This is a genomic window from Pantoea sp. JK, from assembly GCF_026130245.1.
In the GTDB taxonomy this organism is placed as follows: domain Bacteria; phylum Pseudomonadota; class Gammaproteobacteria; order Enterobacterales; family Enterobacteriaceae; genus Pantoea; species Pantoea trifolii.
On record NZ_JAINFN010000006.1, the window covers coordinates 272,608 to 298,372 of the forward strand.

At 53.7% G+C, this 25,765-nt stretch carries 22 protein-coding genes and 2 tRNA genes; 19 read left to right on the forward strand and 5 right to left on the reverse strand.

What is annotated here, in order from left to right; genetic code table 11:
- Positions 1-152 precede the first annotated feature (152 nt).
- The gene (locus PanJK_RS15300; RefSeq protein ID WP_265300852.1) at positions 153-2,423 is read left to right on the forward strand and encodes a TonB-dependent siderophore receptor; all 2,271 of its coding nucleotides are present in this window, start codon (positions 153-155) and stop codon (positions 2,421-2,423) included.
- Between the two features lie 6 nt (positions 2,424-2,429).
- Here PanJK_RS15300 and pmrB read toward each other — a convergent pair whose 3' ends face one another.
- The 3 genes from pmrB to dacB are packed head-to-tail and all read right to left on the reverse strand — an operon-like array spanning position 2,430 to position 5,583.
- Positions 2,430-3,491, reverse strand: a complete 1,062-nt coding sequence (pmrB, locus tag PanJK_RS15305) for a two-component system sensor histidine kinase PmrB (RefSeq protein WP_265300854.1) — start codon at positions 3,489-3,491, stop codon at positions 2,430-2,432.
- Positions 3,488-4,150: a two-component system response regulator PmrA gene (pmrA, locus tag PanJK_RS15310; RefSeq protein WP_061718248.1), complete on the reverse strand. Its 663-nt coding sequence runs from the start codon at positions 4,148-4,150 to the stop codon at positions 3,488-3,490. The genes pmrB and pmrA overlap by 4 nt, the downstream gene beginning before the upstream one ends.
- Complete coding sequence (dacB, locus tag PanJK_RS15315; RefSeq protein WP_154154463.1) at positions 4,150-5,583, reverse strand: serine-type D-Ala-D-Ala carboxypeptidase; 1,434 nt, start codon at positions 5,581-5,583, stop codon at positions 4,150-4,152. The genes pmrA and dacB overlap by 1 nt, the downstream gene beginning before the upstream one ends.
- A 246-nt stretch (positions 5,584-5,829) precedes the next feature.
- On the opposite strand from dacB, the gene greA reads away from it, so the two are divergent.
- Positions 5,830-6,306 carry a transcription elongation factor GreA gene (gene greA / locus PanJK_RS15320; RefSeq protein ID WP_265300858.1) on the forward strand — a complete coding sequence of 159 codons (477 nt, stop codon included), beginning with the start codon at positions 5,830-5,832 and terminating at the stop codon, positions 6,304-6,306.
- Between the two features lie 126 nt (positions 6,307-6,432).
- Here the strand turns inward: greA and yhbY are convergent, their stop codons facing one another.
- The gene (yhbY, locus tag PanJK_RS15325; protein ID WP_007886683.1) at positions 6,433-6,726 is read right to left on the reverse strand and encodes a ribosome assembly RNA-binding protein YhbY; all 294 of its coding nucleotides are present in this window, start codon (positions 6,724-6,726) and stop codon (positions 6,433-6,435) included.
- A gap of 125 nt (positions 6,727-6,851) precedes the next feature.
- Between yhbY and rlmE the strand changes: the two genes are divergently transcribed.
- The 17 genes from rlmE (at position 6,852) to PanJK_RS15405 (ending at position 24,947) form a co-directional block, all read left to right on the forward strand.
- Positions 6,852-7,481, forward strand: coding sequence for a 23S rRNA (uridine(2552)-2'-O)-methyltransferase RlmE (rlmE, locus tag PanJK_RS15330; RefSeq protein ID WP_007886684.1), 630 nt, complete (start codon positions 6,852-6,854; stop codon positions 7,479-7,481).
- 175 nt (positions 7,482-7,656) lie between these two features.
- A complete protein-coding gene (ftsH, locus tag PanJK_RS15335; RefSeq protein ID WP_036620266.1) occupies positions 7,657-9,564 on the forward strand; it encodes an ATP-dependent zinc metalloprotease FtsH in 1,908 nt (635 codons plus the stop codon).
- 129 nt (positions 9,565-9,693) lie between these two features.
- Complete coding sequence (gene folP / locus PanJK_RS15340; RefSeq protein ID WP_265300863.1) at positions 9,694-10,527, forward strand: dihydropteroate synthase; 834 nt, start codon at positions 9,694-9,696, stop codon at positions 10,525-10,527.
- A gap of 4 nt (positions 10,528-10,531) precedes the next feature.
- A complete protein-coding gene (glmM, locus tag PanJK_RS15345; protein ID WP_008104307.1) occupies positions 10,532-11,866 on the forward strand; it encodes a phosphoglucosamine mutase in 1,335 nt (444 codons plus the stop codon).
- A gap of 217 nt (positions 11,867-12,083) precedes the next feature.
- Positions 12,084-12,419: a preprotein translocase subunit SecG gene (gene secG / locus PanJK_RS15350; protein ID WP_007886689.1), complete on the forward strand. Its 336-nt coding sequence runs from the start codon at positions 12,084-12,086 to the stop codon at positions 12,417-12,419.
- A gap of 49 nt (positions 12,420-12,468) precedes the next feature.
- Positions 12,469-12,555 (forward strand) — tRNA-Leu (locus tag PanJK_RS15355).
- Positions 12,556-12,614: 59 nt separating this feature from the next.
- A tRNA-Met gene (locus PanJK_RS15360) sits at positions 12,615-12,691 on the forward strand.
- Positions 12,692-12,903: 212 nt separating this feature from the next.
- Entirely contained in the window at positions 12,904-13,356 is a 453-nt protein-coding gene (gene rimP, locus PanJK_RS15365; protein WP_036620302.1) for a ribosome maturation factor RimP, read from the forward strand.
- A 24-nt stretch (positions 13,357-13,380) separates the two neighbouring features.
- Complete coding sequence (nusA, locus tag PanJK_RS15370; protein ID WP_008104302.1) at positions 13,381-14,868, forward strand: transcription termination factor NusA; 1,488 nt, start codon at positions 13,381-13,383, stop codon at positions 14,866-14,868.
- A gap of 17 nt (positions 14,869-14,885) precedes the next feature.
- Positions 14,886-17,576, forward strand: a complete 2,691-nt coding sequence (gene infB / locus PanJK_RS15375; RefSeq protein ID WP_256698284.1) for a translation initiation factor IF-2 — start codon at positions 14,886-14,888, stop codon at positions 17,574-17,576.
- 66 nt (positions 17,577-17,642) lie between these two features.
- Positions 17,643-18,050, forward strand: coding sequence for a 30S ribosome-binding factor RbfA (gene rbfA / locus PanJK_RS15380; RefSeq protein ID WP_007886693.1), 408 nt, complete (start codon positions 17,643-17,645; stop codon positions 18,048-18,050).
- Positions 18,050-18,994 (forward strand): tRNA pseudouridine(55) synthase TruB, encoded by a 945-nt coding sequence (gene truB / locus PanJK_RS15385; protein WP_265300869.1) that lies wholly within the window; start codon positions 18,050-18,052, stop codon positions 18,992-18,994. The genes rbfA and truB overlap by 1 nt, the downstream gene beginning before the upstream one ends.
- A gap of 133 nt (positions 18,995-19,127) precedes the next feature.
- Complete coding sequence (gene rpsO / locus PanJK_RS15390; protein WP_036620269.1) at positions 19,128-19,397, forward strand: 30S ribosomal protein S15; 270 nt, start codon at positions 19,128-19,130, stop codon at positions 19,395-19,397.
- A gap of 309 nt (positions 19,398-19,706) precedes the next feature.
- The gene (gene pnp / locus PanJK_RS15395) at positions 19,707-21,845 is read left to right on the forward strand and encodes a polyribonucleotide nucleotidyltransferase (protein WP_008104291.1); all 2,139 of its coding nucleotides are present in this window, start codon (positions 19,707-19,709) and stop codon (positions 21,843-21,845) included.
- Positions 21,846-21,974: 129 nt separating this feature from the next.
- Positions 21,975-22,859, forward strand: a complete 885-nt coding sequence (gene nlpI, locus PanJK_RS15400) for a lipoprotein NlpI (protein WP_008104288.1) — start codon at positions 21,975-21,977, stop codon at positions 22,857-22,859.
- Positions 22,860-22,963: 104 nt separating this feature from the next.
- A complete protein-coding gene (yrbN, locus tag PanJK_RS24005; protein WP_098053093.1) occupies positions 22,964-23,020 on the forward strand; it encodes a protein YrbN in 57 nt (18 codons plus the stop codon).
- A gap of 16 nt (positions 23,021-23,036) precedes the next feature.
- The gene (locus PanJK_RS15405; protein ID WP_008104286.1) at positions 23,037-24,947 is read left to right on the forward strand and encodes a DEAD/DEAH family ATP-dependent RNA helicase; all 1,911 of its coding nucleotides are present in this window, start codon (positions 23,037-23,039) and stop codon (positions 24,945-24,947) included.
- 68 nt (positions 24,948-25,015) lie between these two features.
- On the opposite strand, the gene PanJK_RS15410 is transcribed toward PanJK_RS15405, so the two are convergent.
- On the reverse strand, positions 25,016-25,762 hold the full coding sequence (locus PanJK_RS15410; protein ID WP_265300875.1) for an SDR family NAD(P)-dependent oxidoreductase: 747 nt from the start codon (positions 25,760-25,762) through the stop codon (positions 25,016-25,018).
- Positions 25,763-25,765 lie beyond the last annotated feature (3 nt).

The following is a 25,765-nucleotide window of genomic DNA, read 5'->3' on the forward strand; positions in this document are numbered from 1 at the left end:
GCCTGTTCCGCCTGATGCTTACCGTTCGGTAAGGTTGCGCTACGGATGGTTTGAAGGGTCTGGAACTGGGCGCGATATGGACAGGGATCTTCTCACCGGCTCGCCAGTTAAGCATCCAACGGCTTTTCGCTGGCCATCCAGGAACGTATAAAATGAAAAATTACTCACGCTTATCATTAGCCATTCTGATTGAACTGGGGCTCAGCGCCTCACTGCTCTCCAGCAGCGCCTGGGCAGCAGAGACTTCTTCCAGCAAAACCTCAGCCAGCACCACTGACGCACCATCAATGGACGGCGGCACCTTGATGGTCACCGCGCAGCAGCAGAACCTGCAAGCGCCGGGCGTCTCAACCATTACCGCCGACGAAATCAAAAAGCATCCGCCAGCACGCGATGTATCTGAAATTATCCGTACCATGCCTGGCGTTAACCTGACCGGCAACTCCACCAGCGGCCAGCGCGGTAACAATCGCCAGATCGATATTCGTGGCATGGGCCCGGAAAACACCCTGATCATGGTGGATGGCATGCCGATCACCAGCCGCAATTCGGTGCGCCTTGGCTGGCGTGGTGAACGTGATACGCGTGGCGATACCAACTGGGTGCCGCCGGAGATGATCGATCACATCGACGTGATTCGCGGACCGGCAGCGGTGCGTTACGGCAACGGTGCAGCGGGCGGCGTGGTGAATATCATCACTAAGAAACAGACCGATCAGCAGTGGCACGGTTCCTGGAACACCTATTTCAACGTGCCGGAACATAAAGCGGAAGGCGCGACCAAGCGCACCAACTTCACTCTCGAAGGGCCGCTGGGCGATGATTTCAACTTCCGTTTGTACGGCGGTTTAGCCAAAACCCAGGCCGATGCCTATGACATCAACGAAGGTCATGCGGCGGCGCGCACCGGCACCTATGCGGGCAGCTATCCGGCGGGTCGTGAAGGCTCGGTTAATAAAGATATCAATGCCTTGCTGAGCTGGGCGTTTGCGCCGATGCAGACGCTGGAGCTGCAGGGCGGTTTCAGCCGTCAGGGCAATCTGTATGCGGGTGACACGCAGAACACCAACACCAGCGCGCTGGTGAAAAGCCTGTACGGTGACGAAACTAACCGCCTGTATCGCCAGAACATTTCATTGAAATGGACCGGCGCATGGGATAACGGCGTCAGCACCAACACCTACGCGCGCTACGAGAAAACCCGCAACTCGCGCATTAACGAAGGTTTGGCGGGCGGCACCGAAGGCATCTTCTCCAACAGTGATTTCAACACCATCCAACTGGATGATGTGCTGCTGCATAGCGAAGTCAGCATTCCGTTTGAACTGCTGTTTAACCAAACCGCGACGCTGGGTACCGAATGGAACCAGCAGCGCATGAAAGACGGTTCTTCCAACACGCAGGCGGCGAACTACGGTTCGGTGCCGGGCATCGATAACACCGGCCGCAGCCCGTATTCCCAGGCAGAGATTTTCTCGCTGTTTGCGGAAGACAACATGGAGCTGACCGACAGCACCATGCTGACGCCAAGCCTGCGTTTCGATCACCACTCGATTGTTGGCAATAACTGGAGCCCGTCGCTCAACCTGTCGCAAGGTTTGGGCGATGACTTCACGCTGAAGATGGGGATTGGACGCGCTTACAAAGCGCCGAGCCTGTATCAAACCAATCCAAACTACTTGTTGTACAGCAATGGCCAGGGTTGTGCGGCCAGCACCGGCGCTTGTTACCTGCAAGGTAACAGCGACCTGAAAGCAGAAAACAGCATCAACAAAGAGATTGGTCTGGAGTGGAAACACGAAGGTTATCAGGCCGGTTTGACCTGGTTCCGCAACGATTATCGTAACAAGATCGAAGCCGGTTACTCGCCAGTCAGCAAAGCGTCCAATGGCACCACCGATATTTATAAGTGGGAAAACGTACCGAAAGCGGTGGTGGAAGGGCTGGAAGGTACCGTCAACGTGCCGTTCTCCGACAGCGTGACGTGGAACAACAACTTCACTTATATGCTGCAGAGTAAGAACAAAGAGACCGGCGATCGTTTATCGGTGATTCCGGAGTACACGCTGAACTCGACGCTGAGCTGGCAGGCGACGCAGGATCTTTCACTGCAAACCACGCTGACCTGGTACGGCACGCAGACGCCGAAGAATTATGATTATAAAGGGAATCTTTCTACCGGCAGCGCAACGGATAAAGTGAGTCCTTACTCAATTATCGGCATGAGCGGTACCTACGATATCAACAAGTACGCCAGCGTCACGGTGGGAATCGATAACCTGTTCGATAAACGCCACTATCGCGAAGGTAATGCGCAAACCACCGGTAACGCCAACACCAACTCTTATCTGTATGGTGCCGGCGCCAATACCTACAACGAATCCGGTCGTACTTACTTTATGAGCCTGAATACCCACTTCTAACGGCGTTTAGCCAATTAGTTGATGCGGTAAATAGCAGCGGGCAATCAGCCCGCTGCGATCTTCACGATTGACCAATTCCAGTCTGCCGCGATGCATCTGCACGATGCGCAGCACGATATTCAAACCCAAACCGCTGCCGCCATAACGCTGATCGCGACGACGAAACGCCTGCGTGAGCTCTTCCGCCGCGGCGGCGTCAATGCCCGGACCTTGATCCCACACTTCGATAATCACCTGCTGCTGATCCTGCTGCATCTTCACCGCGACTTCGCTGCCTTCCGGGCTGTAACGCGAGGCGTTTTCCAGCAGATTGCGCAGCATCAGTCGCAGCAGCACCGCTTCGCCTTGCTGCGGCACATCGTTATTCTGCGGCCAGTGCAGGATTTGCTGACGCTGTTGGTACAACTCGGCCATTTCTGGCTTCAGCGGCTGCATGATGTCTTGTTGCCACTGCAACTGCTGATAGTGACCGCCCGCCAGCGCTTGTCCGGCGCGCGATAACATTAAAAGCTGTTCCACGGTGTGCATCAGCTGATCGATGCGTTCAATGAGCATCTCGCTCTGCGGCACGTTCTGCTGGTGGAGCAGCTCGAGGTGCAGGCGCAACCCGGCCAGCGGCGTACGCAACTCGTGCGCGGCGTCGGCGGTGAACAGGCGTTCCTGCTGCAAGGTGTGATCGAGGCGTGAAAACAGTTGGTTGATCGAGGTGGTTACCGCCACGATCTCATCCATTTCGGAGTAGATCGGTAACGGCGTCAGATTATCCGCTGAACGATGCGCCAGGCTGTCCTGCAGCGATTTCAGCGGACGAATAATCCAGTTAATCGCCCAAAATGACAGCAGCAAGGTGAGGGCGACCATCACTAATGAAGGCAGCAGCAACGAGGCAATCGCCTCACGGATCTCGTTTTCCACGCGATCGTTACGCGCCTGCGCCGAGAGCGTTTCGTTGACCAAAAAACTGATCTGCTCGCGGCTTTCATGCCACAGCCAGATGGCGCTCATCACCTGACAGGTGAGGAGAATCAGCGCCAGCATGATCAGTAATCGCTGACGCATGCTGTTCATTCGCGGATTTCCAGACGGTAACCGACGCCGCGCACGGTTTTGATGCGATCTTTCCCGAGCTTGCGACGTAAATTGTGGATGTGAACTTCGAGGGTGTTGGAGCCGGGATCGTCATTCCAGCTGTAGAGATCCTGCTGGAGCGTTTCGCGATGCACATTTTGCCCCACGCGCATCAGTAAGCGGGTGAGCAACGCGAACTCTTTTGGCGTGATCTCCAGCGGAATCGCTTCTAGCAAAACCTGCTGTGAACTGAGATTGAGCGTCAAATCGCCCTGTTGCAGCAGGTTATCGCTGTGGCCCTGATAACGGCGAATCAGCGCTCGCACGCGTGCCTGTAACTCAACCAGCGCAAACGGCTTCACCAGATAATCATCAGCGCCGGCATCCAGACCATCAACGCGATCCTCCAGCGCATCGCGCGCTGTAAGGATCAATACCGGCACCGCAATGCCGTCGCGTCGCCACTGACGCAGCAGTGAAGCACCATCGCGATCCGGCAAGCCGAGATCGAGCACAATCAGGCTATATTGCCCGCTACGCAGCAGCGCATTGCTCTCTGCAGCCGTGCTCGCGCAGTCGATGGCGTAGCCCTGCGAGGTTAGTGCCTGCGCGAGGCCCGATTGCAATAGTGCATCATCTTCAACAATTAGCAGTTTCATCAGTTGTTCTTGTTGATATCCGTATAGAGGCGGCTCTCAAAACGTACCAGCGGGATGCGGCGCGTTTTCTGATCTTCCGGCGGCACAGCATAGCCGGACAGGAACTGGACAAAGGCGACGCGCGCGCCGCTGGAGGTGGTGATGAATCCTGCCAGATTATAGACGCCCTGCAGCGAACCGGTTTTCGCCGATACTTTGCCATCCAGTCCTGCTTCGTGCAGACCGCCGCGATATTGCAGCGTGCCGTCGTAACCGGCCAGCGGCAGCATCGAAATGTAATTCAGCGTCGAATCATTTTTCGCAATGTATTGCAGCACTTGCATCATGGTATCTGGCGCGATCAGGTCATGGCGCGACAGCCCGGAACCATCAACCTGAATGCTGTTACCGAGATCGACACCGGCTTTTTCGCGCAGAATGCGACGTACCGCATCCGAACCCGCGCGGAAGGTGCCTGGCACGTTGAAGTAGTGATGGCCGATGGTGCGGAACACGGTATCGGCGATCATGTTGTCTGACTTCTTCAGCATGGTGTGCAGCAGCGTGTGCAGCGGTGCAGATTGCGTCGAAGCCAACACGGTGCCCGGCGATGTCACTTGTGCCTGGCGAACCAGATGACCACTGTAATCAATATCGGCGGCGCGCAGCTCGGCTTTAAGAATCTCACCGGCCCACGCAGCCCCGTCCTGCACGGCAAAGGCCAGCGGCAGCGGCTCTGAACGTTGGCGCATGCAGCCGGTTAAGGTGTAGCGATTGAGCTCGCCTGGCACCACATCCAGCTCGCAATATTGTCCGTCACCGCTGTTGCGGCCAATGGTGCGCACCTGACTAAACATGTGCGCCGGATAATAGGAAGCGATACGCACAAAGGCGTTTTCGCCCGGCGTGTTGGCGCTATACAGCGAAACCGAGAAACAGTTTTTATCGACGATTGCTGCGCCCGGCGGCGCACTGAAGCACTGCGTCAGATCGTTCCACGGCCAGCCTGGCGCCATATCGTGGCTGGCAAACACCGAGGTGTCGATCACCAGGTTGCCCTTGATATGGGTGATGCCCTGCTTTTTCAGCGCGGCAACCATGTTGCGCAGATCCTGGCGACCCAGCGTGGGATCGCCGCCAAAACGCGCCACCAAATCGCCATTCAAGGTGCCATCGTTAACCGCACCTTTGGTCTCCATGGTGGTCTGGAAACGGAAATCGGGCCCGAGTTCTAACAAAGCCGCCAGCGCTGTCACCACTTTCATGGTGCTGGCCGGTAACGCCATCTGTTTGCCGTGATAATCGATTATCGGGGTGGATGCGCCCACTTTTTGTACCATCAGCGCCAGGTTTGCGCCGTCTGGCAAATACTGCATGTATTCATCAACGGGGGCTGCTTGTGCCTGCAGCATAAACGCACAGGTTAATCCGGTAACAAGTCGTGAAAATCGCATAATCTCGCGGTAACTGACGGGTGAGGGCGTCAATACTACGTCCCCGGACGGTGCAAAGTAAACGATGACCCACAGGGAACTCTAGGGTAAAATACGTATCAAAATGCAAAACCGATCCTGACCCGGAAAGCTTTCCCGGTCAGGCTTCTTTTGCTTGTGAAAAGAGGTAACGCGCCGCAGAAGCTGTTTTCTGCTGTCACCGGTCAGGATGACGCCGTTAACCAGGATAGATGACGAGGAGCCAAAATGAATCAGATTCCGATGACGTTGAAAGGCGCTGAGAAGCTACGCGAAGAGCTGAACGAACTGAAATCCGTGAAGCGTCCGCGCATTATCGCCTCCATCGCCACAGCCCGTGAGCACGGCGATTTGAAAGAGAATGCCGAATATCATGCGGCTCGCGAAGAACAGGGTTTCTGCGAGGGTCGTATTCAGGAGATCGAAGCCAAGCTTTCCAATGCGCAAGTCATTGATGTAACTGCAATGCCAAAAACCGGTCGCGTGATTTTTGGCGCTACCGTGACCATCCTCAATGTGGATACGGATGAAGAGTTCACCTATCGCATCGTGGGTGACGATGAAGCTGACTTCAAACTGAACCTGATTTCAGTGAATTCGCCGATGGCGCGTGGATTGGTTGGAAAATCAGCAGACGATGTCGCGATTGTGAAAACCCCGGGCGGGGATGTGGAATATGAAGTCCTGAAGGTGGAATACCTTTAAGATATTGCTACGCTTTGCAATATGTCGCTGCATTTTGTAAAGAAAGGAAAAAGGCCGCATTGCGGCCTTTTATCACATGCAGGAGCGTGGCACTTTCTTTGCCCGTCGCCGCCTTTAAAGGCATGATTAACGCGGAAGAGTAATTTTACGCTCTTTGGCAGGGCGATACAGCACCAGCGTGTTGCCGATTACCTGTACGTTGCCTGCTTTAGTCTCACGCACGATAGCGTCCACGATCAGCTGCTTAGTTTCACGATCTTCCGAGGCAATTTTTACCTTGATCAATTCGTGATGCTCGAGCGCCAGTTCGATTTCGGCGAGCACGCCTTCGGTCAGGCCATTACCGCCCAGCATGACAACCGGCTTAAGCGGATGGGCAAGGCCTTTCAGGTGCTGTTTTTGTTTGGTACTCAGATTCATCGTATTTTTTGCTTACTCAGGGATTGAAAACGGTTCATTCTACCGCCATCTCGGGTATATCGCCAAATCAACGCGACCATTGCGTGCTGATTTATCGCTACGATGACGATTTAATTGGAAAAATTATGACGGGTAAAAAGCGTTCGGCCAGTTCCAGTCGCTGGCTACAGGAACACTTTAGCGATAAATATGTGCTGCAGGCACAGAAAAAAGGGTTACGTTCGCGTGCCTGGTTTAAACTTGAAGAAATTCAGCAGGGTGACAAGATTTTCAAACCCGGGATGACAGTTGTTGATCTCGGTGCGGCACCCGGCGGTTGGTCGCAATATGTGGTTCAGCTTATCGGATCAAGTGGTCGTATCATCGCCTGCGATCTGTTACCAATGGATCCGATTGTCGGCGTTGATTTTTTGCAGGGCGATTTTCGAGATGAGGCGGTACTTAACGCCTTACTCGAGCGCGTAGGCGACCAAAAGGTGCAGGTGGTGATGTCTGATATGGCACCCAACATGAGCGGTACACCTGCGGTTGATATTCCACGTTCGATGTATTTGGTAGAATTGGCGCTGGAAATGTGTCGGGATATCCTGGCCCCAGGCGGCAGTTTTGTCGTGAAAGTGTTTCAGGGAGATGGCTTCGATGAATACCTGCGGGAAATTCGCTCCCTGTTTACGAAAGTGAAAATTCGTAAGCCGGACGCTTCGCGATTACGTTCGCGCGAAGTGTACATTGTGGCGACGGGGCGCAAACTTTAGCCCGAATTGCCGGAATCAAAGCAAGACGACCAATGCGTTTACTCTGATGTGTAATTCTGAGTTTCAGGGTAAACAAGCAAAATCATCCGCACTGCGATTCCAGGTATGAAGGATCTATAGTACCCTACGCTGTCTGTTAACATCGTTGTAATATGAGGTTAATCCCTTGAGTGACATGGCGAAAAACCTGATTCTCTGGTTAGTCATCGCGGTCGTGCTGATGTCTGTATTCCAGAGCTTTGGGCCCAGCGAGTCGAATGGCCGTAGGGTTGATTATTCAACTTTCCTATCGGAAGTGAACCAAGATCAGGTCCGCGAGGCACGAATTAACGGGCGTGAGATTAACGTTGTCAAAAAAGACAGCAATAAATACACCACCTATATCCCCGTCAACGATCCTAAGTTACTCGATAACCTGTTGACCAAAAACGTCAAAGTAGTTGGCGAACCGCCTGAAGAACCAAGCCTGCTGGCTTCCATCTTCATCTCATGGTTCCCAATGCTGCTGCTGATTGGCGTGTGGATCTTCTTTATGCGGCAGATGCAGGGCGGCGGCGGCAAGGGCGCGATGTCCTTCGGCAAGAGCAAAGCCCGCATGCTGACCGAAGATCAGATCAAAACCACTTTTGCTGACGTGGCCGGTTGTGATGAGGCCAAAGAAGAAGTGGGTGAGCTGGTTGAGTATCTGCGTGAGCCGAGCCGTTTCCAGAAACTGGGCGGTAAAATCCCGAAAGGCGTCCTGATGGTCGGCCCTCCGGGTACCGGTAAAACGCTGCTGGCGAAAGCGATTGCTGGCGAAGCGAAAGTGCCTTTCTTTACTATTTCCGGTTCTGACTTCGTTGAAATGTTTGTCGGCGTTGGTGCATCTCGTGTGCGTGACATGTTCGAACAAGCCAAGAAAGCTGCGCCATGCATCATCTTTATCGATGAAATCGATGCAGTTGGCCGTCAGCGTGGCGCCGGTTTAGGCGGTGGTCACGATGAACGTGAACAAACGCTGAACCAGATGCTGGTTGAGATGGATGGCTTTGAAGGTAATGAAGGCATCATCGTAATCGCGGCAACTAACCGTCCTGACGTACTTGACCCAGCGCTGCTGCGTCCAGGTCGCTTTGACCGTCAGGTTGTTGTCGGTCTGCCAGATGTGCGTGGTCGTGAGCAGATTCTGAAAGTCCATATGCGTCGTGTGCCGCTGGCCACCGACATGGATCCTTCAGTTATCGCACGTGGTACGCCTGGCTTCTCCGGTGCGGATTTGGCTAACCTGGTTAACGAAGCTGCGCTGTTTGCTGCTCGCGGCAACAAGCGTGTGGTTTCAATGGTTGAGTTTGAAAAAGCCAAAGACAAAATCATGATGGGTGCAGAACGTCGCTCCATGGTGATGACCGAAGAGCAGAAAGAATCGACGGCCTATCACGAAGCGGGCCACGCGATCGTCGGTACGCTGGTTCCGGGTTACGATCCGGTGCACAAGGTCACCATCATCCCGCGTGGTCGTGCTCTGGGTGTGGCGTTCTTCTTGCCAGTAGGCGATGAGATCAGCGCCAACCGTCAGAAGCTGGAAAGCCGTATTTCAGTGGCTTATGGTGGACGTCTGGCGGAAGAGATCATTTATGGTCCGGACTATGTTTCTACCGGTGCTTCATCTGACATCAAAATGGCAACTAGCGTAGCACGCAACATGGTTACGCAGTGGGGCTTCTCTGAGAAGCTGGGTCCATTGCTTTACGCTGAAGAAGAGGGTGAAGTGTTCCTCGGTCGTTCAGTGGCAAAAGCAAAACACATGTCAGATGAAACGGCGCGCATTATCGATCAGGAAGTTAAACATCTTATCGATACGAACTATCAGCGTGCACGCCGTATTCTGAATGAAAACATGGACATCCTTCACGCGATGAAAGACGCGCTGATGAAGTATGAGACCATCGATGCTCCGCAAATCAGCGATCTGATGGCACGCCGCGAAGTGCGTCCACCAGCAGGCTGGGAAGAGGCGAAAGTTGCTGTGGGTAACGGCGACTCAACGCAGGCTCCACGTCCTGTTGATGACCCGAAAACTCCGGGTTCAGACAAGATCATGTGATAGCGTTCTGGCGGGATGCGTTGCTCACCGCCAGATTTGCAGCCGCAATACTTGTTACAATGCAAACCCCGGCAAGTCCGGGGTTTTTTACATTCTGCGATTCAGTGATTCCTCAAGGAGATTCTCGCCATGAAGTTGTTCGCCCGTGATTCCCATCTCGATCTCTCTTTTCCCCATGTGATGGGTATTTTGAATGTCACGCCGGACTCTTTCTCTGATGGTGGAAGCCACAACACGCTGGTCGATGCGCTGACGCACTCCAATGAAATGGTGAATGCCGGTGCCACCATCATTGATGTGGGCGGTGAATCAACGCGTCCGGGCGCTGATGAAGTCAGTGTGGAGGAAGAGCTGGCACGCGTCATTCCGGTGGTGGAAGCGATAGCACAGCGTTTTGAGGTGTGGATTTCCGTCGATACTTCCAAACCAGAAGTGATCCGTGAAGCGGCGCGAGTGGGTGCTCACATGATCAATGACATTCGCTCACTGTCCGAACCGGGCGCGCTGGCGGCAGCAGCAGAAACCGGTTTGCCGGTGTGCTTGATGCACATGCAAGGTGAACCGCGCACTATGCAGCAAGCACCGGAATACAACCACATCGTGAGCGAAGTGGATGCTTACTTCGCTGCGCAGATTGCGCGATGTGAAGCAGCCGGTATCAAAAAAGATAATCTGCTGCTCGATCCTGGCTTCGGTTTCGGTAAGAATCTTAGCCACAACTATGAACTGCTGGCCAATCTGAGCCATTTCCACCATTACGGCTTACCGCTGCTGGTTGGGATGTCACGGAAGTCGATGGTTGGTCAGTTGCTAAATGTCGGTCCGGCGCAGCGCCTGACTGGAAGCCTCAGCTGTGCGGTGATTGCCGCCATGCAAGGGGCACAAATTATTCGCGTGCATGATGTGAAAGAGACTGTCGAAGCGATGCGCGTCGTCGAAGCGACACGGAGAGCAAAAGGATAAAGGCATGAGTAATCGTAAATATTTCGGTACAGATGGTATTCGCGGCAAAGTCGGTGAAGCACCGATTACCCCTGATTTTGTTCTCAAGTTGGGTTGGGCGGCCGGTAAGGTGCTGGCGCGTCAGGGTTCACGCAAAGTATTGATTGGTAAAGATACGCGAATTTCAGGCTATATGCTGGAATCGGCATTGGAAGCGGGGCTAGCGGCGGCGGGATTGTCGGCGGCCTTCACCGGCCCGATGCCGACGCCTGCTATTGCTTATCTGACACGCACTTTTCGCGCTGAAGCCGGCATCGTGATTTCGGCTTCGCATAATCCCTTCGACGACAATGGCATCAAATTCTTCTCTGCTGAAGGCACCAAGCTGCCGGATGAAGTCGAAGAAGCCATTGAGCTGGAGATGGAAAAGCCGATCACCTGTGTGGAGTCAGCTGAACTGGGCCGCGCCAGTCGCATTGTCGATGCCGCAGGTCGTTACATCGAATTCTGCAAAGGGACTTTTCCCAGCGAGCTGAGCCTGAATGGGCTGAAGATTGTGGTCGATTGCGCTAACGGTGCGACTTACCACATTGCGCCGAATGTGCTGCGTGAGCTGGGTGCGACTGTGATTGCTATCGGCGTGCAGCCGGATGGCATGAACATTAACAAAGATTGCGGTGCGACCGATCTGCGTCTGCTGCAGCATCGCGTGTTGGAAGAGAAGGCCGATCTCGGACTGGCTTACGACGGCGATGGCGACCGCATCATGATGGTTGACCATTTAGGTCATAAAGTCGATGGCGATCAGATTCTCTACATCATTGCACGCGAAGGGCTGCGTCAGGGCCAACTGCGCGGCGGCGTGGTCGGCACGCTGATGAGTAACATGGGTCTGGAGCTGGCGCTGAAACAGCTGGGCATTCCATTTACTCGTGCGAAAGTGGGCGACCGCTATGTGCTGGAAAAAATGCAGGAGAAGGGCTGGCGTTTAGGCGCGGAAAACTCCGGTCACGTCATTCTGCTGGATAAAACCACCACCGGCGACGGCATTGTGGCAAGTTTGCAAGTGCTCACTGCAATCGTGCGCAACCATATGACGCTTCACGATCTGTGCAGCGGCATGAAAATGCTGCCGCAGATTTTGGTCAATGTGCGTTTCGCTGGCGAGCACGATCCGTTGGAAAGCGAGAGCGTGAAAGCGGTGACCGCAGAAGCAGAAAAAACGCTGGCGGGGCGCGGTCGTGTGCTGCTGCGCAAATCCGGCACAGAGCCACTGATTCGTGTGATGGTAGAAGGCGAAGATGAGGCGCAGGTCAGCGCGCTGGCGCACAAAATCGCGGATGCAGTAAAAGCGGTTTAAGTTGTTTCAGGCGGAGAGGTTTTGTACTTTCCGCCTGCAAAATCACCGGGATGGTGCTTTTTTCCGCAATCGAAAGCGATGGTGAAAATTGCACTTGCAGAGGTATGTGCCTTTGGTTAGTATTCACACCCGCTTCTGATGGGTGATGACGAGACTCCCCATCGATATTGGTTGAAGCTTTAACTGTGCAGATAACGCGCAAGGAAACAGGTTGATTATGTACGAAGCTCTGTTAGTTGTTTTCCTTATTGTAGCGATTGGCCTCGTCGGTTTGATCATGCTGCAGCAAGGCAAAGGCGCTGATATGGGAGCCTCATTCGGTGCGGGCGCTTCTGGTACGCTGTTCGGTTCAAATGGGTCTGGCAACTTTATGACTCGCATGACCGCAGTACTGGCTACGCTGTTCTTCATCATCAGCTTGGTTCTGGGTAACCTGAACAGTAATAAAACAGCCAAAGGTAGCGAGTGGGATAACCTCACTGCGCCGGCGCAGTCTGAACAGCAGACTCAGCCAGCTAAACCGGCAACGCCGGGCAATGATATCCCGCAGTAAGATCGTCAACGCTGTAGTGCGATAAAACAACGTCGCAGTCTAGTGATGTACCGAGGTGGTGAAATTGGTAGACACGCTACCTTGAGGTGGTAGTGCTCGAAAGGGCTTACGGGTTCAAGTCCCGTCCTCGGTACCAAATCTCAGTTTAACTTGCATTTTTTGCAAGGTCGGCGTATTATTCGCCACGTTTTCGGACGCGGGGTGGAGCAGCCTGGTAGCTCGTCGGGCTCATAACCCGAAGGTCGTCGGTTCAAATCCGGCCCCCGCAACCACTTTCCCTTAGAGTTCTTTTTCAAATATACTGTATGCATCGACGGACGCAATCTCAGTGATTTTTGAAAAAAATTCTTTTGGATTGTGCTCCGAAGCCGCTATGCGGCGTACAGGGTCCAGTCACAAAAAGCCCCGAATATTCGGGGTTTTTTGTTATCAGGAAATCGAAACACTGGGCTATAGGCCCTTTTTTTATGTCTTGGGGGTGGGCTTGTCCACATTAGAGCAAAAATTGACAGAGTTGATCTCTGCTCCAGTAGAAGCGCTTGGCTACGAATTAGTCGGTATTGAGTTTATTCGTGGTCGCACATCAACCCTGCGCATCTATATTGATAGTGAAGAGGGTATCAATGTTGATGATTGCGCCGATGTTAGCCACCAGGTTAGCGCAGTAATGGATGTGGAAGATCCAATTACCGTGGCTTACAACCTTGAAGTTTCCTCGCCGGGTCTCGAACGTCCTCTTTTCACTGCTGAACACTATGCACGTTTTGCCGGTGACGAGGTGAGCCTGGTACTACGCATGGCCGTACAAAACCGCCGTAAATGGCAGGGTATCATTAAGTCTGTTGAAGGCGAGATGATCACGGTGACCGTTGAGGGTAACGATGAAGTGTTCGCGCTGAGCAACATTCAGAAAGCGAACCTGGTCCCCCACTTTTAAAAGTCCGGATTGAGGCTAACCAGGATGAACAAAGAGATCTTAGCTGTAGTAGAAGCCGTTTCTAACGAAAAAGCCCTGCCGCGTGAGAAAATCTTCGAAGCGCTGGAGAGCGCTTTGGCGACTGCGACCAAAAAGAAGTATGAGCAAGAGATCGAAGTGCGTGTCAGCATCGATCGCCGCAGCGGCGATTTCGACACCTTCCGTCGCTGGCAGATTGTGGAAGAAGTCACGCAGCCGACTCGCGAGATCACGCTGGATGCAGCTCGTTATGAAGACGAAGCGTTCAATCTGGGCGAATTTGTCGAAGATCAGATTGAATCTGTCACCTTCGACCGTATCACCACCCAAACTGCTAAGCAGGTTATCGTACAAAAAGTACGTGAAGCTGAGCGCGCGATGGTGGTTGATCAGTTCCGTCAACACGAAGGCGAAATCATCACCGGCGTGGTGAAGAAAGTGAACCGTGACAACATTTCACTGGACCTCGGCAGCAATGCCGAAGCCGTGATTGTGCGTGAAGACATGCTGCCGCGTGAAAACTTCCGTCCAGGTGACCGTATCCGCGGTGTGCTGTACGCCGTTCGCCCTGAAGCGCGTGGCGCGCAGCTGTTTGTCACCCGCTCGAAGCCAGAGATGCTGATCGAATTGTTCCGCATTGAGGTGCCAGAAATTGGCGAAGAAGTTATCGAGATCAAAGCGGCAGCGCGCGATCCGGGTTCACGCGCCAAAATCGCGGTGAAAACCAACGATAAACGTATTGATCCAGTGGGCGCTTGCGTCGGTATGCGCGGTGCGCGTGTCCAGGCGGTTTCGAGCGAGCTGGGTGGCGAGCGTATCGACATTGTGCTGTGGGACGACAACCCGGCGCAGTTCGTTATCAACGCCATGGCGCCAGCCGATGTGGCGTCAATTGTGGTGGATGAAGACAATCACACCATGGATATCGCTGTTGAAGCCGGCAATCTGGCTCAGGCGATCGGCCGTAATGGCCAAAACGTGCGTCTGGCTTCCCAACTGAGCGGTTGGGAACTGAACGTGATGACCGTCGATGATCTGCAGGCCAAGCACCAAGCTGAAGCCCATGCAGCGATCGATATGTTCACCAAACATCTCGACATCGACGAAGAGTTCGCCACCATTCTGGTGGAAGAGGGCTTCTCTTCGCTGGAAGAATTGGCTTATGTGCCAATCAACGAGCTGCTGGAAATCGACGGCCTCGATGAAGAGACCATTGAAGCCCTGCGTGAACGAGCAAAAAATGCGTTAACTACCCTGGCATTAGCGAAAGAAGAGAGCCTTGGTAATCAGGAGCCCGCTGAGGATCTTCTGAATCTTGAGGGCTTGGATCGTGCGCTGGCGTATCGCCTGGCGGCGAAAGGCGTTTGCACGCTGGAAGATCTCGCTGAGCAAGGTGTTGACGATCTGACAGATATTGAAGGGCTGGATGACGAGAAAGCCGGTGCGCTGATTATGGCTGCACGTAATATCTGCTGGTTCGGCGATGACGCGTAATAACAGGAAGGAACAGCATGACAGATGTAACCGTAAAATCGCTGGCCGCCGAAATTCAGACCCCGGTCGATCGCCTGGTACAGCAATTTGCTGATGCAGGGATCCGTAAGTCTGAGAACGATGCGGTGTCCCAGCAAGAGAAAGAAACCTTACTGTCTCACCTAAATCGTGAGCACGGTCAGACCGGTTCAAGCAAGCTGACTTTGCAGCGCAAGACGCGCAGCACCTTGAATATTCCCGTCACCGGGGGTAAAAGTAAGTCGGTACAAATTGAAGTCCGCAAAAAGCGCACATACGTGAAAGGCGATGCAGAGTCTGAGCAAGCTCAGGCAGAAGCGGAAGCCGAGGCGCAGCGTGAAGCGGAAGAGCAGGCGCGTCGCGAGGCGGAAGAACAAGCCCGTCGCGAAGCTGAACAGAAAGCGCAACGTGAAGCCGAAGATAAAGCCAAGCGCGAAGCCGCTGACAAGGCCAAACGTGAAGCAGCGGAAAAAGAGAAATTGACTAATCAACCTACCGACGTAGTAGCCAAGGCTGCGCAGTCTGATAAAGCCCGTCGTGAAGCAGAAGCTGCCGAACTGAAACGTAAAGCAGAAGAAGAAGCACGCCGTAAGCTGGAAGAAGATGCGCGCCGCGTGGCTGAAGAAGCCCGCCGCCTGGCTGAAGAAAAAGCCGCTGAATGGGCCAAACCTGAAGAAGAGGATAAAGGCGACTATCACGTCACTACCTCAACTCACGCCCGTCAGGCAGAAGACGAGAACGATCGCCAGGTAGAAGCTGGCCGTGCACGTGCTCGCACTACCAAAGCTGCTCGCCCGGTGAAGAAAGGCAACAAGCATTCTGAAGCCAAAACCGATCGCGAAGAAGCGCGTGCGCAGGTTCGTGGCGGCAAAGGTGGCAAACATCGTAAGCCAAGCACCCTGCAGCAGGGCTTCAACAAGCCAGCTCAGGCTGTTAACCGCGATGTTGTCATCGGTGAAACCATCACCGTTGCTGAACTGGCCAACAAAATGGCGATTAAAGGTTCTCTGGTCGTTAAAGCGATGATGAAGATGGGCGCCATGGCGACCATCAACCAGGTTATCGATCAAGAAACCGCTCAGATGGTCGCGGAAGAGATGGGTCACAAAGTGATCCTGCGCCGCGAGAATGAGCTGGAAGAAGCGGTAATGGACGATCGTGATACCGATGCTGCGCAAGAGTCTCGTGCTCCGGTCGTTACCATCATGGGTCACGTTGACCACGGTAAAACCTCTCTGCTTGACTACATTCGTTCAACGAAAGTGGCATCAGGCGAAGCGGGCGGTATTACCCAGCATATCGGTGCTTACCACGTTGAAACTGACAACGGTATGATCACCTTCCTCGATACCCCGGGACACGCCGCGTTTACCGCAATGCGTGCTCGTGGTGCACAGGCCACGGATATCGTTATCCTGGTTGTGGCTGCAGACGATGGCGTGATGCCTCAGACCGTTGAAGCTATCCAGCATGCGAAAGCAGCCGGTGTGCCAGTGGTTGTTGCGGTCAACAAAATCGATAAGCCAGATGCTGATCCAGACCGCGTTAAGAACGAACTGACCCAATACGGCATTCTTCCGGAAGAGTGGGGCGGTGAGAACATGTTCGTTAACGTCTCTGCTAAAGCCGGTACCGGTATTGACGACCTGTTGAATGCGATTCTGCTGCAAGCAGAAGTACTGGAACTCTCAGCTATCCGTGAAGGTATGGCGAGCGGCGTGGTAATTGAATCGTTCCTCGACAAAGGTCGTGGTCCGGTTGCTACCGTGCTGGTACGTGAAGGTACGCTGAACAAAGGCGATATCGTGCTGTGCGGCTTCGAATACGGTCGTGTACGTGCGATGCGTGACGAACTGGGTCGTGAAGTGCTGGAAGCGGGTCCATCCATTCCGGTGGAAATCCTGGGTCTGTCCGGTGTGCCGGCCGCAGGTGATGAAGCGACTGTCGTACGTGATGAAAAGAAAGCGCGTGAAGTTGCACTGTATCGTCAGGGCAAATTCCGTGAAGTTAAGCTGGCGCGTCAGCAGAAGTCTAAGTTGGAGAACATGTTCGCCAACATGACTGAAGGCGAAGTGTCTGAGCTGAACATCGTACTGAAATCTGACGTACAGGGTTCTGTCGAAGCCATCTCTGATTCGCTGCTGAAACTCTCTACCGACGAAGTGAAAGTGCGCATCATCGGTTCAGGCGTAGGTGGTATCACCGAAACCGACGCAACGCTGGCTGCAGCATCCAACGCTATCATCCTCGGCTTCAACGTGCGTGCTGATGCATCTGCTCGCCGCGTAATTGACGCTGAAAACGTTGACCTGCGTTACTACTCCGTCATCTATAATCTGATCGACGAAGTGAAAGCAGCGATGAGCGGTATGCTGGCTCCAGAGTTCAAACAGCAGATTATCGGTCTGGCTGCGGTACGTGACGTGTTCAAATCACCGAAGTTTGGTGCCATCGCGGGCTGTATGGTCACCGAAGGTAACATCAAACGTCACAACCCAATCCGCGTATTGCGTGACAACGTGGTTATCTATGAAGGCGAGCTGGAATCTCTGCGCCGCTTCAAAGATGACGTTAACGAAGTTCGTAACGGCATGGAATGTGGTATCGGCGTGAAGAACTACAACGACGTTCGCGTTGGCGATATGATCGAAGTGTTCGAAGTGATTGAAATTAAACGCACCATCGATTGATCATCATTTGATGTGTTGCAATTTGGGAGGCCTCTGGCCTCCCGAATTATTTGGGAGAAAGAAATAATGGCAAAAGAATTTGGCCGCCCACAGCGCGTTTCTCAGGAGTTGCAGAAAGAAATTGCAATCATCCTGCAGCGCGAAATTAAAGATCCACGTCTCGGTATGATGGTGACAGTGTCGGGCGTCGAAGTGTCGCGCGATCTCGCCTATGCCAAGGTGTTTGTGACCTTTTTGAATGACAAAGATGAAGAAGCGGTACAAAACGGCCTGAAGGCGCTGAAAGAAGCTTCTGGCTATATCCGTACGCTGGTAGGCAAAGCGATGCGCTTGCGTATCGTGCCGGAGCTGACCTTCTTCTACGACAACTCGCTGATCGAAGGTATGCGCATGTCGAACCTGGTCAGCAACGTCATTAAGAGCGATGTTGAGCGCCGTGGCGATAGCCCGGCGGAAGATGACAAGGAGGACTAATGAGTCGTCCTCGTCGTCGCGGTCGCGACGTCCACGGTGTGTTTCTGTTGGATAAGCATCAAGGCGCATCTTCCAATGATGTGCTGCAGAAAGTAAAACGTCTGTTCAATGCGAACAAAGCGGGCCACACCGGCGCCCTCGATCCGCTGGCGACCGGCATGCTGCCGGTTTGCCTCGGCGAAGCCACCAAGTTTTCGCAGTATTTGCTCGATTCTGACAAGCGCTATCGCGTCATTGCTCGCCTGGGTGAACGCACCGATACGTCTGATGCCGACGGCAATATTGTTGAAACCCGTGCGGTTACTTTTGATCAGGCAGCACTGGATGCGGCGCTGGACTATTTTCGTGGCGACACCATGCAGGTGCCGACCATGTTCTCCGCGCTGAAGTATCAGGGACGCAAACTGTACGAGTACGCTCGTGAAGGCATTACCGTGCCGCGTGAAGCGCGCCCGATCAAAGTGTTTGAGCTGCAGTTTATTCGCTGGGAAGGGGATGAGCTGGAGTTGGAGATTCACGTCTCTAAAGGCACTTACATCCGCACTATCATCGATGATCTCGGTGAGCGGCTTGGCTGCGGTGCGCACGTTATCATGCTGCGTCGTCTGCAAGTGGCGCGTTATCCGATCGAAAGAATGGTGACGCTCGAGCAGCTGCAGGACGTGGCGGCTACCGTCAACATGGCGGAAACGCCAGATTACAGCGCGCTTGATGCGCTATTGCTGCCGATGGACAGCCCGGCAGAAGAGTTCCCGATTGTGAATTTGCTGCCCGCGGTGGCGGCGTATTTCAAACAGGGTATGCCGGTTCAGGTGGCGGATGCGCCGGAACAAGGATTGGTGCGCGTGACTGAAGGTGATGAGCACAAATTCATTGGTATGGCCGAAATTGCCGAGGATGGGCGCGTGGCGCCGCGTCGTCTGGTGGTAGAATTTCCTGCGTAATCAATCCTCTCGCATTTGACCTAACGGCGCATTTGCGTTGCTATCAGGCGAAGAGTAGAATGGCGCGGCTTTAAAAGCGGGCTGCTGAATTAGAGATCGGCACCCATACATTCATTATTTACTGGAGTTTATTATGTCTCTAAGCGTAGAAGCTAAAGCAGAGATCGTTGCTAAATACGGTCGTGGTACCAACGACAGCGGTTCAACTGAAGTTCAGGTTGCTCTGCTGACTGCTCAGATTAACCACCTGCAGGGTCACTTCTCTGAGCACAAGAAAGATCACCACAGCCGTCGCGGTCTGCTGCGCATGGTATCTCAGCGTCGTAAGCTGCTGGACTACCTGAAGCGTAAAGACGTTGCTCGCTACACCGGTCTGATCGAAAGCCTGGGTCTGCGTCGCTAAGTCTGAAGAATCTGATCAAGGGTGTAGCGCATGCACTATGCAAAAAAACGCATCTGACGATCAGATTTGTGCGAGTTTCGCGAAAAGGGGGCCTTTATGGCCCCTTTTTTCGAGCAATCCGCAGCAATCCGGACCAAACTCATGTATTGTTGCAGAGAGTGATCTTTGCTTGCAGAGGTTCGCGCGGCTAATGAGAGGCTTTACCGCATGGGCGGTTAAGGTTGTCATTAGTCGCGAGGATGCAACTGAAGATCGGTAATCCCCGGCGCGCCAGAATGGGCTGCGCCCCTGAATTTAAGGACTTAAATTTTGCTGAACCCGATCGTACGCAAATTCCAATATGGTCAGCATACCGTCACGCTGGAAACCGGCATGATGGCGCGCCAGGCTACCGCTGCAGTAATGGTGAGCATGGATGACACTGCTGTATTCGTTACCGTTGTTGGCCAGAAAAAAACGAAACCAGGTCAGGATTTCTTCCCGCTGACGGTTAACTATCAGGAGCGTACTTACGCTGCTGGTCGTATCCCGGGTAGCTTCTTCCGTCGTGAAGGCCGTCCAAGCGAAGGCGAAACCCTGATCTCACGCCTGATTGACCGTCCAGTTCGTCCGCTGTTCCCGGAAGGCTTCATTAACGAAGTTCAGGTTATTGCGACCGTGGTTTCTGTTAACCCGCAGGTTAACCCAGACATCGTTGCGATGATCGGTGCATCTGCTGCATTGGCTCTGTCTGGCCTGCCGTTCAATGGTCCAATCGGCGCAGCGCGCGTCGGTTATATCAATGACCAGTACGTACTGAACCCAACTGCTGATGAAATCAACGAATCACGTCTGAACCTGGTTGTTGCAGGTACCCAGAACGCGGTGCTGATGGTGGAATCAGAAGCTGACATCCTGACTGAAGAGCAGATGCTGGGCGCTGTGGTATATGGTCACGACCAGCAGCAAATCGTTATTGAAAACATCAATGCGCTGGTTGCCGAAGCCGGTAAACCACGTTGGGATTGGCAGCCACTGCCAACGAACGATGCACTGATCGCACGCGTTACTGCACTGGCAGAAGCGGGCATCAGCGATGCCTATCGCATCACTGATAAGCAAGAGCGTTACACTCAGGTTGGCGCAGTGAAAGACGCGACCATCGCGGCACTGCAGGCTGAAGATGAAACGCTGGATGCTGGCGATATCGCTGACATCGTACACGATCTCGAGAAGAGCGTTGTTCGTAGCCGCATCATCCGTGGCGAACCGCGTATTGATGGCCGTGAGAAAGACATGATTCGTGGTCTGGACGTGCGCACTGGCGTACTGCCACGCACGCACGGTTCTTCACTGTTTACCCGTGGTGAAACGCAGGCGCTGGTTACCGCAACGCTGGGTACCGCACGTGATGCGCAGAATCTGGATGAGTTGATGGGCGAGCGTACTGATAGCTTCCTGTTCCACTACAACTTCCCTCCATACTGCGTGGGCGAAACCGGTATGGTTGGCTCACCGAAGCGTCGTGAGATTGGTCATGGTCGTCTGGCAAAGCGTGGCGTGCTGGCAGTCATGCCTAAGCAAGCTGACTTCCCATACACCGTGCGTGTGGTTTCAGAAATCACCGAATCTAACGGTTCTTCTTCGATGGCTTCCGTGTGCGGTGCTTCTCTGGCACTGATGGACGCAGGCGTACCGATCAAAGCAGCCGTAGCCGGTATTGCGATGGGTCTGGTGAAAGAAGCCGATAACTTTGTGGTTCTGTCTGACATCCTGGGTGACGAAGATCACCTCGGCGACATGGACTTCAAAGTAGCAGGTAGCCGCGATGGTATTACTGCGCTGCAGATGGATATCAAAATCGAAGGCATCACCCGCGAAATCATGCAGGTTGCTCTGAACCAAGCTAAAGGTGCGCGTCTGCACATCCTGAGCGTGATGGAACAGGCAATCAGCACGCCGCGTCAGGAAATCTCTGAATTCGCGCCGCGCATTTACACCATCAAAATCAGTTCAGACAAGATCAAAGATGTCATCGGTAAAGGCGGCTCGGTTATCCGTGCGCTGACCGAAGAAACCGGCACCACCATCGAAATCGAAGATGACGGCACCGTGAAGATCGCTGCAACTGATAGCCTGAAAGCCAAAGAAGCCATTCGTCGTATCGAAGAGATTACTGCTGAGATCGAAGTTGGCCGCATTTACTCAGGTAAAGTGACACGTATCGTTGATTTCGGTGCCTTCGTGGCAATCGGCGGCGGTAAAGAAGGTTTGGTTCACATCTCTCAGATCGCCGATAAGCGCGTAGAGAAAGTAACCGACTATCTGCAGATGGGCCAGGAAGTTCCAGTGAAAGTCATGGAAGTGGACCGTCAGGGCCGTGTACGCCTGAGCATCAAAGAAGCGACAGAGCAGAAACCAGCGGAAGAAGTTGCTACCGCTGCATCTGATGCATCTGACGCCGAGTAAGCGTTTACCGATTTACCTCTCCCTGCTTTGCGGGGAGAGGTGTTTAGATCATCGCGAGGGCGGGAATCCTTGTGCACAGCAGGAGGATGACAGGATGGTTGTCCCAATGTTTGTATTCGGGAGTGGGAAATGAAGCCTTTTTTGCGCTGGTGTTTTGTTGCGACAGCTATCACGCTGGCAGGATGCAGCAACTCCAATTGGCGTAAGAACGAAGTTCTGGCAGTACCTTTGCAGCCCACACTGCAGCAAGAGGTGATCCTGGCGCGCATGGAACAAATTCTTGCCAGTCGTGCCCTGACCGATGATGAACGCGCACAGCTATTATATGAGCGCGGAGTGTTGTATGATAGTTTGGGTCTGAGGGCACTAGCGCGGAACGATTTTTCGCAAGCGCTGTCTATAAGACCAGATATGCCTGAGGTATTTAATTATCTCGGTATATACTTAACGCAGGCAGGCAATTTTGATGCTGCCTATGAAGCGTTTGATTCTGTACTTGAGCTTGATCCAACTTACAACTATGCGCATTTAAACCGTGGTATCGCCCTCTATTACGGCGGTCGATACAAGTTAGCGCAAGATGATCTGCTGGCGTTTTATCAAGACGATCCTAACGATCCATTCCGCAGCCTTTGGCTCTATCTCGTTGAAAGCGATATGGATGCCGACAAGGCAAAAGTTACGCTGAGACAGCGTCATGACAAAGCGGTTCGCGATCAATGGGGATGGAATATTGTCGAGTTCTACCTTGGCGACATCAGTGAAAAAACGCTGATGGAACGTCTCAAGGCGGACGCAACGGATAACACCTCGCTCGCTGAACATCTCAGTGAAACCAACTTCTATTTAGGTAAGTACTACCTAAGTCTGGGGGAGAAGGACGACGCGAAAGCGTTGTTCAAACTGGCGGTGGCCAACAACGTAAATAACTTTGTTGAGCACCGATACGCATTGTTGGAACTGGCGCAACTCGGCCAGACACAAGACGATTTATCAGAATCTGACCAGCAATAGCTGACGAACTTTTATTGCCTGAATTCCTGTAAAGTCATCATCTTCAGAGATGAGGGCTTTTCTGTTCGTCAAAACTTCTAATTTGAGCCGGTTCACACTTTTTGATGAAAATGACTGAAAGTTTTCACGACGAGTTATGTAGACTGGCCGCCGCAATCTAAGAGGCACGTGTACTACATGACTGATATTCAAACCACTTTTGCTGACCTTGGCCTGAACGCCGACATTCTCGAATCACTGAACGGTATGGGCTACGTAAAGCCTTCTCCAATCCAGGCTGAGTGTATTCCTCACCTGCTGGCTGGCCGTGACGTGTTGGGTATGGCGCAGACCGGTAGTGGTAAAACCGCGGCTTTCTCACTGCCGCTGCTAAACAACATTGATCCTACTGTTAAAGCACCGCAAATTTTGGTGCTGGCACCGACCCGCGAATTGGCGGTACAGGTTGCTGAAGCCGTCACAGAATTCTCTAAACACATGCGTGGCATTAACGTTGTAGCCCTGTACGGTGGCCAACGTTATGACGTACAGCTGCGCGCACTGCGTCAGGGACCACAAGTTGTTGTGGGTACGCCTGGTCGTCTGCTGGATCACCTGAAGCGCGGCACGTTAGATCTGTCTAACCTGCGCGGTCTGGTGCTGGACGAAGCTGATGAAATGCTGCGTATGGGCTTCATCGAAGACGTTGAAACCATCATGGCGCAGATTCCAGACGGTCATCAGACCGCGCTGTTCTCAGCCACCATGCCAGAAGCGATTCGTCGTATTACTAAGCGCTTCATGAAAGATCCACAGGAAGTGCGCATTCAGTCAAGCCTGACTACGCGCCCAGACATTTCTCAGTCTTACTGGACCGCTTACGGCCGTAAAACTGACGCGCTGGTTCGTTTCCTGGAAGCAGAAGATTTCGATGCAGCCATCATCTTCGTGCGTACCAAAAATGCCACGCTGGAAGTGGCCGAAGCGCTGGAGCGCAGCGGTTACAACAGCGCAGCACTGAACGGTGACATGAACCAGGCACTGCGTGAGCAGACGCTGGAGCGTTTGAAAGATGGTCGTCTCGACATCCTGATCGCGACCGACGTTGCCGCACGTGGTCTGGACGTTGAGCGTATCAGCCTGGTCGTAAACTTTGATATCCCAATGGATGCAGAGTCTTACGTTCACCGTATCGGTCGTACTGGCCGTGCAGGTCGTGCAGGTCGTGCGCTGCTGTTCGTTGAGAACCGCGAGCGTCGTCTGCTGCGCAACATCGAACGCACCATGAAGCTGACCATTCCAGAAGTTGAACTGCCAAACGCAGAACTGCTGGGTGAGCGTCGTCTGGCTAAGTTCGCGGCTAAAGTACAGCAGCAGCTGGAAAGCAGCGATCTGGACCAGTACCGCGCACTGCTGAGCAAAATGCAGCCGGGCGAAGATCTGGATATCGAAACGCTGGCCGCAGCACTGCTGAAAATGGCTCAGGGCGAACGTCCACTGATTCTGCCACCAGAAGCACCGCGTCCAGCGCGTCGTGAGTTCAGCGATCGTCCTGACCGTGGTGAGCGTCGCGATTCACGTGATTCTCGTGGTCCACGCGAAAGCCGTGACAGCCGCGATGGCGATCGTCCACGTCGTGAACGTCGTGACGTTGGCGAAATGCAGCTGTACCGCATCGAAGTAGGCCGCGATGATGGTGTTGAAGTTCGTCACATCGTGGGCGCGATCGCTAACGAAGGCGACATCAGCAGCCGTTACATCGGTAACATCAAGCTGTTCGGCACTCACTCAACTATCGAGCTGCCGAAAGGCATGCCGGGCGAAGTACTGCAGCACTTCACGCGTACGCGTATTCTGAACAAGCCGATGAATATGCAGCTGATGGGTGATGCACCGGTGCACGAGCGTAGCGAACGTCGTCCATCTGCTGGCGGCGAACGTCGTGGCAATGGCGCACCGCGCGGTGAGGGTGCTCCACGTGGCGAAGGCGCTCCACGTCGCTTCTCCGAGCGTCGTGAAGGTGGCCGCGAAGGCGGACGCTTCAGCCGTGAAGGTGGCCGTGGCCCACGTCCAGAAGGCGCAGCTGCACCACGTCGTCGTGACGCATAAGCGTTAAACGCTGAAAGTAAAAAGGGACGCTGATGCGTCCCTTTTTTTATGCCTGTGGAAAGTAAAGTTTACACGCCGCCGGCAATCAGCACGCGTTCACCACTAACATATGCCGCCTCTTCCGATGCCAGAAACAGCGCGACTTGCGCCACATCTTCCGGCAAGCCAAAGCGTCCAAGTGGGGTAGCGGCAATCAGCTGTGCTTTCAACTCCGGATGCATCTTCTTCGCCGCCAGCAAACCTTCGGTCAAAATAATGCCGGGTGCTAACGCATTGACGCGAATATTGCGTGGCCCAAGCTCGCGTGCGAGGCCTTGCGTTAAGGTATCGATCGCGCCTTTAGTTGCCGCCCACAGCACCGAACCGGGCGTGCTGCGTTGGCTATTTAAGGCGCTTAGATTGATGATGGAACCGCCGCGTGCGGGGAAATGTTTTGCCGCCTGCTGACACACCAGCAAGGTGCCCAGCAGATTCACATTCAGCTGCTGCTGCATTTCGCTGATGCTAAGGTCGGCAAAGTCACCGTGGTGAAAAATGCCGGCGTTATTCACTACAATATCGGGTACGCCAAACTGCTCAATGCTGCTAGCGAACAGGCGCTGCACATCGGCCTCGCGTGAGATATCAGCCTGGACGGCAATGGCGTCGCTACCCAGCGCCTGGATGTCGGTCACCACATCCGCCGCACCCACTTCGTCCTGAAGATAATTCACCACCACCCGAGCACCGGCCGCCGCGAAAGTCATGGCGATAGCGGCACCAATGCCTTTCGAAGCGCCCGTCACCAGCGCAATTTTGCCTTCAAGTGTTTTCATCGT